Source organism: Staphylococcus sp. SM3655, assembly GCF_016917315.1.
Lineage (GTDB): Bacteria > Bacillota > Bacilli > Staphylococcales > Staphylococcaceae > Staphylococcus > Staphylococcus aureus.
In genome coordinates this window covers 656,488-670,378 of sequence record NZ_CP070305.1, presented here as the reverse complement: position 1 = coordinate 670,378, position 13,891 = coordinate 656,488, and the positions used below count along the sequence as shown (strand labels likewise).

At 31.2% G+C, this 13,891-nt stretch carries 12 protein-coding genes; 3 read left to right on the top strand and 9 right to left on the bottom strand.

Annotation, left to right across the window (positions count from 1 at the left end; translation table 11 throughout):
• Window positions 1-68: 68 nt before the first annotated feature.
• The 8 genes from JQN76_RS03260 to ssb form a co-directional block, all read right to left on the bottom strand.
• The gene (locus JQN76_RS03260) at window positions 69-290 is read right to left on the bottom strand and encodes a hypothetical protein (RefSeq protein ID WP_001836575.1); all 222 of its coding nucleotides are present in this window, start codon (window positions 288-290) and stop codon (window positions 69-71) included.
• Between the two features lie 13 nt (window positions 291-303).
• Entirely contained in the window at window positions 304-807 is a 504-nt protein-coding gene (locus JQN76_RS03255) for a DUF1643 domain-containing protein (protein ID WP_002494302.1), read from the bottom strand.
• A gap of 14 nt (window positions 808-821) precedes the next feature.
• Window positions 822-1,133: a DUF960 family protein gene (locus tag JQN76_RS03250; protein WP_001836584.1), complete on the bottom strand. Its 312-nt coding sequence runs from the start codon at window positions 1,131-1,133 to the stop codon at window positions 822-824.
• An 86-nt stretch (window positions 1,134-1,219) separates the two neighbouring features.
• Window positions 1,220-1,570 carry an SAUGI family uracil-DNA glycosylase inhibitor gene (locus JQN76_RS03245; protein WP_001836581.1) on the bottom strand — a complete coding sequence of 117 codons (351 nt, stop codon included), beginning with the start codon at window positions 1,568-1,570 and terminating at the stop codon, window positions 1,220-1,222.
• Window positions 1,571-2,090: 520 nt separating this feature from the next.
• The gene (ccrB, locus tag JQN76_RS03240; protein WP_001836582.1) at window positions 2,091-3,719 is read right to left on the bottom strand and encodes a cassette chromosome recombinase CcrB; all 1,629 of its coding nucleotides are present in this window, start codon (window positions 3,717-3,719) and stop codon (window positions 2,091-2,093) included.
• Window positions 3,720-3,740: 21 nt separating this feature from the next.
• On the bottom strand, window positions 3,741-5,090 hold the full coding sequence (gene ccrA, locus JQN76_RS03235; protein WP_001836585.1) for a cassette chromosome recombinase CcrA: 1,350 nt from the start codon (window positions 5,088-5,090) through the stop codon (window positions 3,741-3,743).
• A gap of 233 nt (window positions 5,091-5,323) precedes the next feature.
• On the bottom strand, window positions 5,324-7,117 hold the full coding sequence (gene cch1, locus JQN76_RS03230) for a cassette chromosome replicative helicase (protein WP_001836568.1): 1,794 nt from the start codon (window positions 7,115-7,117) through the stop codon (window positions 5,324-5,326).
• The gene (gene ssb, locus JQN76_RS03225) at window positions 7,117-7,410 is read right to left on the bottom strand and encodes a cassette chromosome ssDNA-binding protein (RefSeq protein WP_001836558.1); all 294 of its coding nucleotides are present in this window, start codon (window positions 7,408-7,410) and stop codon (window positions 7,117-7,119) included. Before ssb ends, cch1 begins: the two co-directional genes overlap by 1 nt.
• Window positions 7,411-7,643: 233 nt before the next feature.
• Between ssb and JQN76_RS03220 the strand changes: the two genes are divergently transcribed.
• Window positions 7,644-8,785, top strand: a protein-coding gene (locus JQN76_RS03220; RefSeq protein ID WP_100228308.1) for an IS3 family transposase whose coding sequence is annotated in 2 segments (ribosomal slippage) — window positions 7,644-7,914 and window positions 7,914-8,785 — 1,143 coding nt in all. Because the reading frame shifts where the segments join, the coding sequence is not laid out codon by codon here.
• Window positions 8,786-8,856: 71 nt separating this feature from the next.
• Here the strand turns inward: JQN76_RS03220 and JQN76_RS03215 are convergent.
• A complete protein-coding gene (locus JQN76_RS03215) occupies window positions 8,857-10,371 on the bottom strand; it encodes a hypothetical protein (RefSeq protein WP_001836559.1) in 1,515 nt (504 codons plus the stop codon).
• A gap of 169 nt (window positions 10,372-10,540) precedes the next feature.
• On the opposite strand from JQN76_RS03215, the gene JQN76_RS03210 reads away from it, so the two are divergent.
• Together JQN76_RS03210 and JQN76_RS03205 are read left to right on the top strand one after the other, a co-directional pair.
• A complete protein-coding gene (locus JQN76_RS03210; RefSeq protein WP_001836576.1) occupies window positions 10,541-11,590 on the top strand; it encodes an ATP-binding protein in 1,050 nt (349 codons plus the stop codon).
• The gene (locus JQN76_RS03205) at window positions 11,583-13,796 is read left to right on the top strand and encodes a S8 family peptidase (RefSeq protein ID WP_205397782.1); all 2,214 of its coding nucleotides are present in this window, start codon (window positions 11,583-11,585) and stop codon (window positions 13,794-13,796) included. Before JQN76_RS03210 ends, JQN76_RS03205 begins: the two co-directional genes overlap by 8 nt.
• Window positions 13,797-13,891: the final 95 nt, after the last annotated feature.

Sequence of the window (13,891 nt, the reverse complement as noted above, 5' to 3'; positions counted from 1 at the left end):
CAATAAACTCAATTTATTAGATGGTGGAGGGACGAAAAAGGATTTTAGAAAAATAAATTAATATATTTTTATTTTGATAAGTAATAATTAATAATATCTTGGAAATCATTGTTAAGTATTGTTGTAATACAATCGTCATTCATAAAATCTTCATAGATTTTATCAAGTATTTCTTCATTTTCAATCGCTGCGAAATGATGTACTAATCCTTTTACAATTGATACATAACTTTGCGATGCTAAACAACTAGCAACTGTATGCCAATCTGATTGTTTAGTTTCATGGTTCATAGATAATCATCCTTTATTTCAATGTCCATTTTTGACGTGCTTTAGGATTAAGCGGATGCATAATATCATTTGTTGCTGGATTTATCAACTTTTTCACCTTCTTTTTATGAGGTTTTAACATTTCCATTACCTGTGATACACGTTCAACGACAGTTGGCCGCTTCGCATAAGCTCCATAGGCTAGAATCACTGTGTCACTTTCACTTATCGCTTTCATCAAGTGAATATCAGTGTGCTCATCATATGGATTTTTGATGTGTTTGAGATTTTCTGGACTTTTAATATTAGAGAATAGATTTACAAGATATACAGCGCCATATTGTTCAGAATTAGCTAATTGGTTGAGGATAAGAACAGTTGTGAGATCGAGTGATAATACACCGTCTAAATGAGGATACATCGTTATCACTGTGCATGCAGCTTTCTTTTCATCCCATGTTTTCTTGAGTAAATAGCGGTGCTGTTCATCATCGCTAAATATGGCTTCTGTGTGTATCGTACTTTTGATTGTATTCATCATCGTCACTTCCTTTAGTATTCTTCTGGTAAAAGCATCACATAATAAAAAGCGTCCACGTCATCTTCACGAATGACGTAGACTTTCTTAGGTAATGCATTTTGATTTTTTTCATCGTTTGTATAGTGATATTCCAATTTGTATGTGGGTTGTTCTTGTTCATGCGTAACTGACAACATATTATCATCTTCTTGTAGTTTGAAAATGTGTAGGTAATCGGTATGAGAGTGGTTATCTCTTTCTTTTACCATATTCCAAAGTATGATTTGAAGGTCTAGAGATAGTTGTTCACTAATGCCTCTTGTGATGTATCGATTGATTTTCATACTATTTGCCTCCATTTTGCTTTTCTTTCATGATGTCAATCACTTCGTTAATGACTGTAACAGATATTTGTGCCACTTTGATCCAATTATTCATGGTCCTGACCTCCTTGTTTTAGTAAATGACGTTCATCAATAATGATATTTTGAGTATCTGTAAGGTACAGAAAGTCCATATCAAAATGATCCAGATAACCAATACTGATGAGTTGGTTATTGGCATACATTAGAAATGGATAGATACTTAGCTCATGTAGCTCATCATTATAGTAGGTATAAGTCTCGAGTGTGAGTTGTACCAGTGGAGAATCATTAATAAAACGTTCCGGTAGAATATTTTCTGCTGCTTCCTCCAGCGCTTCACATTCCCAAGCTTCGTTATTAGATAGTTGGAATAAGTGGGTCATATATTGTTTGAGTTCTTGAGTGATGGTTTTCATATTATTGCCTCCTAGATAGTGTAATAGTGATGTAGTTCATATACATCATTGAGATAATATATATTTGATTTGTCATTTATTACGAATCCCGGTGGGAATAAGAGAAAATTCCATATAAAAACCCGCTACAAACGTTGGTATGACAAGGAAATCCCGAAATTCCGCCTATTTTGACAAACAATCAACTCATTATTTATAAGTATTGATGATAGGGTTGTGTCTCTGCTTCCTTATATATATTATTTATTTATAAAAAGTAACGGGATTTTGGGATTGTGCTTGCACAATCCTTCTGCTTCTTCGAATCTGCAAATCCCAATCATTTCCCGAGAAAAAATCATTGTGGGATGTTCTTTAGCAATTTCAATATAAGCTTCGTGTAGTAGTAGATAGATACTGTCAATTCGCTCTCTCATTAGATAAGTGTTATTGAAATTGATAAAGAGAATTCTCAAAAATAGTTAGATAAAATAAGTAAAAGAAGATAGGAAAGATTATTGTCAAAAAATAGTTCTATTAGTTAAATAGTAAGATATAGGGTTTGTGGTAAAAATAAAGACGAAGTGCTGAGATGCACTTCGTCGAGAGGAGTATCATTGAAAACCTGTTTAATTACTTCATTATTAAGTTTGAGTGTGACATAGAACTGTTTTTTATGATTGTCATCTTTTCTAATATTAATACGATCAATCACTGATAGGTACAATGCTTTGAGTCGAGATTTTTCCATGTGCTTAATATCTTGAAAGATGTGTTGTAATAGTTTACTGATTTGTTTGGCATCAAATAAAGACTTATCTTCATTTTGTTGATTTTTGAGTTGGTTGATTTGATTCGTAATGTCATTGAGTTGCTTTTCATATTTTTGAATACTTGGTCTGATTACTGATGTTAAGTCCGGATTATCCTCGATGGTTTTAATCAAGTTATTTAGTTTGGTTTGTACTTCATCATATTGTTGTTGCTTATAAGCAATATCGTGATGAAGTGCAGCGCCATCAACTTTATTTTCTTGATTAACACGTGCTACAACGCGTTGAATGACTTTATCACTTTTGACTATTTCGAGTATTTGCTTCATCACATAATCTTCAATCACATCAGCTCTTACACTGTTTGCCGAGCATACTTTGGAACCCTTGTTCCGAAAATTACTACATGAATAGTAACGAATACGTTTCTTGGTCCCATCTTTAAGTGTATTCGTTGTATTGCTTGCTGCCATAGGTGCGCCACATTGAGGACAGTGAATAATGCCTGTAAGCAGATTCGTTCCTTTGCCATGGACTTGGGGTTTTTGACTGACTTGTTTTTTACGCATTTGTACTTTATCCCATAAATCTTGATTAATAATGGGGGAATGCTTACCTTCAGCTATCACTGGTTTATCATTCAGCCCTTTACGACGTTTTTCACTCCAATCTTTGTATTTCGCAAATTGAATTTTGCCGATATAGAATGGGTTAGCTAATATATATGTGATAGAACTAATACTAAAAGGTTTACCCTTTTTAGTGACATAGCCTTTGTGATTTAATGCATTGGCTATTTTACGATAGCCATGTCCTTTGGCATAGGACTCGAATATATATTTCACAATATTAGCTTCATGTTGATTAATCATCAGTTCATGTTTACTATTAGGTATTTTGTCATAGCCCAGCGGCAAATTGCCTTGATAATAGCCTTCTTGGGCACGTCTCGTTTGACCCATAAATACATTCTCGACAATGTTATTACGTTCGAATTCTGAGAAACTCGCAAGTATTTGTAACATGAGTTTACCAGAAGAAGTATTGACTTCCATACGCTCTGATAAACTGAAAAATTCGACATTTTGTTTATGCAAATCTTCGACGATTTTCAGAAGATCCGATGTATTACGAGCTAATCGGTTTGTTTTGTAGATCATAACACAATCTATATTGCCTTCTTTTGCATCTTTCAACATACGTTGGAGCTCAGGTCTGTTCATAGATTTACCTGAAATACCACGATCAGCGTATATATCTTTGACCTCAAAATGATGGAAGTCACAGTATTCTTTGATTTGATTGATTTGTCCATCGATACTATAACCTTCTGTGCTTTGCATTTCTGTTGAAACACGTACATAGATACCGACACGTTTTGTTTTAAGTTGTTGCATTATGTTTCATCCTTTCTTTGTTTATGCAATTGATGATTGCATGGTTTGATTGACGATATTGAGTGGTTCATTTTTGAAATAGATTCCTATAAGATTTTTATCTTTCGTAATGTGAATGGTTTCAATATAGGGGTACAATATGTTTAACGTGAAACGTTTTTGAATAATATTTTGAATGGTGTGTTGTATTTGATGCCCATTGATAGATGTAGTGCGTTGCGGTTGTTGACGTAATGATTGCGTTTGTTCTCTGAACGTTTCTGCATCAATGATGCCTTGTGCCAACTTTTCTATCAGTTGTTCTTGAGTCAATGTGTGATGTTTTTCTATGTTTCTTTGTCTTTTGATGCGTTTGTCAATCGCACTTTTAATTTTTGTGTAGATGCGTTGATTTTGATAAAAGTCTCGGCACACTTCTAATACTTTATCTTCAAGTGTTTGTGCATTGATGCCTTTAAAATCACAGACAAAGCGTGAAGCATTCATGTTTTTAGGACAGACGTAGTAACGTAATGTATGATTCTTTTTTCTAACGGTCATATTCGTAAGTGTTGCATTACAACATGGGCATTTGATTTTTTGTTTTAGTTGGTTATCCGAAGGTGTCTGTTTGGTTTGTTTTTGCGATCGAAGTCTCTGCGCTTGCTCATATATACTTGTGGAAACAATAGAAGGAAACATATTGTCGAATTGGCCATATTGATTATTGACACGACCACAATAATTAGGATTGATGATAATGTTACGAACTTGATAGGGTTGTCGATTGATATACGTGTTATCTTCTTCTAATAACTGTGCAATTTTCTTATAACCATGACCTTTAAGGTAATAATTGAATACACCCTTTACCGTTGGTGACTCATTTTGATTGATGATGAATGTTCCGTTGTGATATTCGTAACCAAAGGGCGCATGGGTTGTAATCAATCGACCTTGCTTTGCTTTTTCTTGAAGCCCATTTCTGACTTGTTCTCCAATGTTATCTGATTCAAGTTCGGCCAAGCTGATAAAAATATTAAGCTTGAATCGGTCGAAAGCTTGATCCATATCAAAATAACCATCATGCACACTTAAGATATGAACACGATATGTTTGACATAATTTGATGAGTTTTAATGCATTTTTCAAATTACGATGCAACCTATTAAGACGATAACAGCATAATATGTCACATTGTCCTTGTTGAATTAATTGTGTCATTTGTCGATACCCACTACGATTATCTTTGCGTCCTGATTGTTTGTCGCTATAAAAGTTGATATGTTGAATATGATGTTTTTCGGCTATTGCTTCGATAGCTTGTTTCTGTGCTGCAAGAGATTGTTGTTTCATCGTACTTTGACGTAAATAGCCTATGACTTGTTTCATATCGGCTCCTCCTTTCACAGTGATAATATATATTTATGGATGAATTGATATATAAGCCCAACATCAATGAGATGTTGGGCGTCCATATTAGTCATTCGTTTGATTGATTTCTTCAATTACCAAATCGGCTAATATCTCGATAAGTTCATCCATGTTTTTCACTCCGTTATTTGTTCTATCTTCAATACGTCGATTATTCAGTTTGATGCTTCACAGTTGTATGATAAAGACAATTAGAAATCTTCGTGAACTCCTGAAGGGCCTATCCCTTCATTAGCGGATTTAAAAAGTTCTTTCGCAGCTTTGTTATCATTTGACGGTGTCCAATTTTGAAGTAACGACTTATCTTTAGTTAATCCGAGGATAGATGCAAACTCTACATCTAATTTTAGATGGTAAAATACAAGTGATTGTTTTTTACCGCTATTATCTTTGACACTTCTTTTAGTTGTTTGGCGTCCACGGTCAGCTAATATGAAACCTTTATCTCTTAAGGCGTTGACAACATTATTAACATCTTGGAAGTGATGATTGTTTAGCATCTGTTTAAAAACGTTCGCAATCATTTTTACTTCGATATGGTCATCTTTTAATGAGATTAATCCATAGTTCTCAAACATATTTTTCAAAGCACCTTCATCTGAAAACTTACCTCTGTTTTGTGCCACAAATTGAATGATGACATCAATAGCTTTATCAGCTAATGAGCGTTCAGAGACTGTATGAGTATGATAATCAATAAAGTAGTCTCTTATATTAGCGATATCAATATCTGTAGATAAAACACGACCTAATATTTTCGCAGATGTTGTAATGACTGCATAACGCTTAAACATACGATTGCCTGTGTTGCTTTTATCATCTTTCAATTTAGCTTCAAACCAATCTACTTCCTTGTAAAACCATTGAATAACTTCATCTTCACGATTTATAAGATATTTAGCTACTAACGGTAAAACATGACCATAGTTTAGTGCTACAGCTTTTTTAATATTGTCAGCATTGGTCGCATTTGTAGTGAATTGTTCATTAATCTCGATGGTTCTTACACGTAATCCATCGTTTTGAGCTGAATCATTAAAAATACTGTATTCTGACGTTGAAATGACAGAAGTACCCCAATTCTTAGGCGTTTTAACTTCTCCATGAACGTTTGAACGTTGACGACCTTGACCTTCAGTGATGGAGTACAATAACCCCGTTGTATCTCTAAAAGTTGCTGATGAGAGTTCATCAAATACAATAGGTATACCAAAATTGTTACTCAAGTAACCTTCAAGTGCATTACGTGTGGCATTCCAATTTCTAAAGAGAGTTTCATTACCTTTGGTAGGGTTACCAGCGACTGATACAGCTAAAGAAGCTGCAGTTGACTTACCGGTTGAGGATTGACCTGTAAAACTAAAAATGATTCCGGCAAATTCGGTTTCATGTTTGTGCTTCAGGAAACTCGTTACTAAGGCAGAAATACCAAATACGACTGCTAATTCTAAAAGAAGAGAACCTTTAACCTCTTTTAGATACATGTTAAACCAATTATCAAATGTACCTTTAGGAGTTAAGTCATAAGCATTATCACAAATGGCGTCAGATGGAGATTTATTATCAAATTCTTTAGTAGTATAGATTTCACTTAACGATACAATAGGACCAAACGGTGTTTCCAGTATACCTACCCCTTCATATAAGTAGGAAATGGGTAATTGATTGCGCATTTGTTGCAACGCATAACCTAAATCTTTTGTATATTTTTCATTAATACTAAATCCATACTTCATTAAAGATGGCAGTTTTTGTGTTGTTAAAATATCACTAGATTCAACAATTTCTTTTTGATCCTCGTCTGTAATAATTACTTTTTCAGTGTTAGTTTTAGGGTCAATAAACTTATTTTCGATAACGATAGGACCTGCGATTTCAACTTCAGTAGGCATTCCTCCTTTTTCTTTGGGAGGCTTGTCTTTATACCAACCTTTTTGTGATTTGTATCGTGGTGAAGGATTAAATGAAGGGTTAGTTTGAGTCATTAGCGAACACCTCCTTTCGAAGGGTTGCTGTTATGGTGTGGATTAGGACCTGTTTTAAGATAAACTAAGTGACCGTGAGTATCCTTACCGATAATAATAAATGGAACACGTGGCGCATGTTTTACAAAATATGCGAACCAACGTCCAACATTTTGTTGTACTGCTTTAGAACACGGTACATTTGCACGACTGTTCAAGTCATGAAATGTAAATTCTTCTCCTTCAGGTAAATTGAATGCAATACCTAAAACCTTGCGTTTTAACAATAAAAAGTGGAGACTCTTTTTATTCATTTGGATCATCCTTTGTACATTAGTCATCATTTAAATGATGCACTTGTATCTTATATCTTTACTGAGATATAAAGTTCTAAATTTGAGAGGAAAATATTAGGACATTGGTATTACACCTTTTGATAAGTAAAAAAACAACGATTTTTTTAGGCTGACCTCAATTAGTGGGAATTATATAAAAACACTTTCGTTGAATTCATATTAAAATGAATCATACGGGGGTGTTTTTTTCTATGAAAAGAGTTTCTTATTCAGTAGAAACAAAGTATAAAGCAGTTGAAATGAAAGCAGCAGGATTTTCAACAAAAGAAATTATGAAAGAATTAAATATTAGAAATAGAACACAAGTGAAAACTTGGTGGCGATGGTATCGAAATGGGGAAAGTTATAGATTTTCACAACACGTTGGTAAACAATATACCTACGGTAAAGGATTAGAAGAGCCGTCAGAAGTAGAACAATTAAAATTAGAAAATAAGAGAAAAGATATAGAATTGGATATTTTAAAAAAGTACAAGGCATTGGAGAGGAAGTGGTACCAACAGTAGTCATAGATTTAGTGGATCAATTAAAAGTAAAATATTCAATCAAATTGATACTAGAAGTATTAAACATACCTAAATCAACATATTACCGATGGAAAAACAAAACCCATAAAAATGATACCGTAACACAAAAAGTCATTGAATTATGTAAAGCTAACCACTATACCTACGGTTATCGTAAGATTACAGCATTGATTAATCAATGTTATACCTCACCAATTAATCATAAGAGAGTACAGAGAATGATGCAGAAGCATCATTTGAACTGCCGAGTTAGACCTAAAAAGACGACAAGAATAGGTAAACCGTATTATAAAACGGACAATTTATTACAAAGACAATTTAAAGCGAGTTATCCAATGGAAGTATTAACAACCGATATTACTTATTTACCATTTGGTCATTCTATGTTGTATTTATCTTCGATAATGGATATTTATAACGGAGAAATTGTGGCGTATAAAATAGATGATAAACAAGACCAAAGTTTAGTTAATGATACATTAAATCAAATCGATATACCTGAGGGTTGTATATTACATAGTGATCAAGGCAGCGTTTATACATCTTATGCTTATTATCAATTGTGCGAAGAAAAAGGCATTATCAGAAGTATGTCCCGAAAGGGAACACCTGCCGATAACGCCCCGATAGAAAGTTTCCATTCCTCGCTAAAGTCTGAAACTTTTTACATCAATAATGAGCTTAATCGCTCTAATCATATTGTAATAGATATTGTCGAAAAGTACATTAAAAACTATAATAATAATCGAATTCAACAAAAACTAGGCTACTTATCCCCTGTAAAATACAGAGAATTAATAGCCTAGAACATGGTGTTTTTATTAAGTTCCCGTTTTAAGGGTTCAGTGTCTTTTAATCGTTGGTTTTTTTTATTGAATTAATAATATAAATTTGGTCCATCGTTAATATCTTCTAAACGTGTCTTGTAAAACTTACTGATTATTTGAATCATTAGTTTATCGAGAAAATCATTAGGATTATTATTAAAGTTGTCTCTTTTATAAAAGTTGCTAATATTATATTTTTTTAGATCGGTGAGTAAAGACCTTTCTACTTTTTCTGTCATTTTTATATCATTCATAATAATATTATGAATTAAATCTTTTAATCTAGTATTTCTTACATAACCATCAATAAGACTTTTAAAACGGGTTAATGATCGTTCGTGTTTGTGTGCTAATTTATTCAAATCATTTTTTAAATTAGAAATACTATATAAAGCGACTAATACATCGTATTGTGTCGCACTTTGAATGATTTTACTTGTTACTAAAACTAATTCATCCATTAAATCGGAAATGGCAGTGAATAATGCAAAGTGGAACGTATCTTCAATAGTTGTTAAATAATATAATTCATTGTCGCTAATTAGATCTTGTTTTTTCATAAATTCATTTATAGTGTTTTGAGACTCAATAAGTCCATCTATTGTTAAATTAACTTTACGTGACTTTTCTGTCAGAATACTACGGATGAATTTAAAGTATGTATCATTTTGATCATATAAGTTGAGAGAAATGCCGATAACAGCTTGCCTAAATTGGTCTAACTCATCAGATTGATTTAAGCTATACTTGTTATGAATCGAAGGTTTGATACTATTAGCAATTTCAAAGTATTGAGAATTACTTGTTCGTTCTTTGATTAAACCTTCCGTCACTAATTGTTTAAAGTAGTTAGACTTATTTAAGTTTGAGATATTTTTCTTAACATAAGAGTCTTGTTTTTCTTTATAAATGAGATATTTCGTTAAAAAATCACTTATTAATACATCGTCAAAATTTTCTTTAGATAAATCTTGATGAGTTTCTAATATTGTATCTTTCAGATTTATAAATGATTCCAAAGAAGATACATCGTCAATAGCTTTTTCATAATCTATTCTATAGTTAGCTTTTTTTAATTCAATATTTTCTCGAATCTGTTTTATTGTATTGTTAGCTATCTTTTTAGCAAAATCTGTTGTTTTATTGATTGTGGTTAAGAACTCGGTGAAATATGTATCTAGAGTTGTTGATTCTAACACATCTAGAGCATCTACACCTTGGTCAATGATTTCATTTGAAAGTTCATCTATGTCCACCATACTTTGACTATCAATAGAATACGTCAGATTATCTTTAGTAAAGCCACTAGGAATTTTATCGATAAATATACCCTCTTCACTACATTTCACAGTGTGTTGCTCAATATTTTGATCAGAGGTATTTACAAAGTAGCTTATATATATAGTTTCATTAGGTTGTGCTTCTCCCACTACATAATTTGTTCTAATTTCTTCAGGTAAAATATCTTTTGCATACTCTTTTAGTATAAATTCGTAATCAATTTTATGTATAAAATAATTAAAACTTTGAAACCACATTTCTATTTTCCATTTATTTTTAATCATTACATTCACTCGCTTTCTATATTGAAATTAAGTATACCAAACTAAGTTTAGTATTATTTAATAATTTTAATAAAAGAATACCAACAAACTATTTTATGATTTTTGTCCCAAAAACTTATTTTTTGTCCCTTTTGATGTTATAATTAGATTTATTAGAGAGGTGTAAAATTTGAAGAAAAAACAAATAATTAATTTAATCAAGTACTATTCAGAAAATAACGATATAGGGTTTAAAAAAGAAGCTTTTAATATCGCGAATTCATTTGAAAAGAATGGAGATACTCAATTAGCTCAATATATAATGTCTTTAATGTCCGATACTAATGTTTTTACACCACAAATGCAAAATCATAAATATGAATATATAAAAAAAATGAACATTAGCAATAAGTCTTTGCCTTTACCTGAGGTAATTAAAGAAGATGTAATAGGCATCGTAAATGCTATTGGTCATAATGCTGGAATTAGTAAATTTTTATTTGAAGGAGAGCCAGGAACTGGTAAAACTGAAACAGCTAAACAAATATCTAGAATATTAAATAGAGAGTTATTTTACGTTGATTTTGATTCTTTAATAGATAGTAAGCTTGGACAAACTTCAAAAAATGTATCAAATTTATTTAACGAATTAAATACTATAACTTACCCACAAAATGTTATTATTCTCTTTGATGAAATAGATGGATTAGCTATGAATAGAATAAATGAAAGAGATATAAGAGAGATGGGAAGAGCTACAACTAGCTTATTAAAAGGATTAGATAGTGTTAATGAAAATCTTGTTATTATTGGAACGACAAATCTTTTTAAAGATTTTGACAAAGCCTTAGTTAGAAGATTTGATGCAACTATTAATTTTAATAGATATGAAAAACAAGATCTCATTGAAATTGCAATTTTTATTGCTGAAGAATTATTAAATGTTTTTAAGTTTGCTGGTAGAAACAAGCGACTATTAAAAAAAATACTTGAAACAAGTGACAAATTACCTTATCCCGGTGATTTGAATAATTTATTAAAAACATCTTTTGCTTTTAGCAACCCTAATAATGAATTTGATTACTTAAAAAAGATATTTATTAATATCTTAGGTAAAGAAAATTTGACATTGGATTTCTTGAAAGATAATAGATACACAATGAGAGAAATCGAATTATTGACAGGTATTTCAAAAAGTCAAGTTGCTAGAGAACTGAAGGGAGATAACACCTATGAATAATATTTTACGTTTAAAAGGTACTTTAAATTATAAGAAAAATAGTAGTAAAATGGGGAACCGAAATTTACCTAAAAATACTACAGTGACCAGTGAACATTTAAAAAAGTTAGAAAAAGAATTAATACAATTAATTAATTTTTGGGAAAAAAATCTTTTGTTTGAAGGCGCTTTAGTAAGCGTATATTATAAAACAGTTATTGCTAAAAGTAACAGGATTAAAGCATACATGAAAGGTAAGTCTAGTAGCTCTAACGATTCAATTGTTGGAGCTAGATTCGATGATGAAAATAATAATAAGTATATAATTACACATTTAGTTGATTTAAACACATTACGCAATGATGTCAAAAATTTAAAGATAGTTATTAAAATTGTTAATGAACGTTTTAATGGAGAAATCGATGATAATATTATTAATCAAGTTAATAGTAAAGAGATTTTAATTGAAAATATTTCGAAGACAAAATTTACCCAATATATTATAGATAGCTATTATATAGAAAAATTTGATGTATATTATAATATTGAATTTCAAGATAAAAACTCCATTATTAGCTTATTTGATGTAAACCAAAATTTAAAGACTATGCTAGAAAATTTAGGAATAACTATCCCTAAAAGTCGTATTTATGACAATACAACTGTTTTAATGATGCCAAATGAAATTGAATTATTAAAAAATAAAGCTGCATTTTTAGTCTCAATGGCAGTAACTGATATTTCAAAATTAGACAGGTTTAATTTCGAAACAATTGAAAATCATGAAATCATGAGTATTCCTGAACCTAACAAGGAGGTTACTATTGGTGTTATTGATACGTTATTTGATAAAAGAGTGTATTTTTCTGAATGGGTTGAATACCATGACTTAGTTAGTAATGATATAGAAAAGAATGCCAAAGATTATGAACATGGTACAGCTATAACTTCTATATTAGTAGATGGTCCTACTATTAACCCCGATCTTCAAGATAACTGTGGAAGGTTTAAAGTTCGTCATTTTGGAGTAGCTGTAGCTAATAACTTCAGTTCCTTTAATATTATGAAATCAATATCAGATATAGTTATTAATAATCCAGATATTAAGGTATGGAATTTATCACTTGGATCAAATAAAGAAAAACCTAAGAATTTTATTTCACCTGAAGCTTCTATTTTAGATAAAATTCAATATGAAAATGATGTAATATTTATAGTTTCTGGTACAAACAAACCCAAAAATGTAGAAAGAAATATGGCTATTGGGGCGCCTGCTGATTCAATAAACTCAATAGTAGTAAATGCAGTTGACATAGAAAAAAATCCTGCAACATACACAAGGGAAGGTATTGTATTGTCATTTTATAATAAACCAGATGTGAGTTGTTTTGGTGGAGATAAAACTAAACTTATGAAAGTTTGTATGCCATTAGGGGAAGCAAATGTCCAAGGCACATCATTTGCTGCACCATGGATAACTAGAAAAGTTGCATATTTGATAGAAGTATTAGGATTTTCAAGAGAGGAAGCAAAAGCATTAATTATAGATTCTGCTACGACGTGGCATGAAAATAAATATAAGTCTAATATAGTGGGGTATGGAGTTGTACCTATAGATATTAATGAAATTATTAAATCGAAAAATGACGAAATAAAATTTATTATTTCTGGTGAGTGTAAAAAGTATGAAACTTATTCCCATTCTATACCTGTTCCTGTGATCGATAATGAGCACCCATATTTAGCAAAAGCTACGTTATGTTATTTTCCATTTTCAGAACGCAATCAAGGAGTAGACTATACAAGTACGGAATTAGATTTTAAGTTTGGAAGAATAGATAACAAAAATAATATAAAACCCATTGATAAGAATAAGCAAGATATAGAAGGTAACTACTTCAATGAAGATGAAGCAAGAAAGAATTTTAGAAAATGGGATAATGTGAAACATTATACTGAAGAATTAAAAGCTCGAAATAGAGGTAGAAAGAGTTATAAAAATGGGATGTGGTCATTTAATATTAAAGTCAAAGAGCGAGTTGACAAAAAGTATGGTGAAAATATCAAATTTGGGGTAGTTATTCGTTTGAAAGAAATAGAAGGCCGAAATAGAATAGAAGATTTTATTTATAACTGTCAATTAAAAGGTTGGTTAGTAGAACAAGTTAATGTAGAAAATAGGATAGAAATTCATAATCAAGCTGAAGAAGAAATTATATTTGACTAAAACTGAGTGGAAGAGAGCATTTGTATTAGAGTGCTCTTTTTTTGATTTTAATATATAATTAAAAATTACAATTAATAAAAAAACCGCTTCAATAA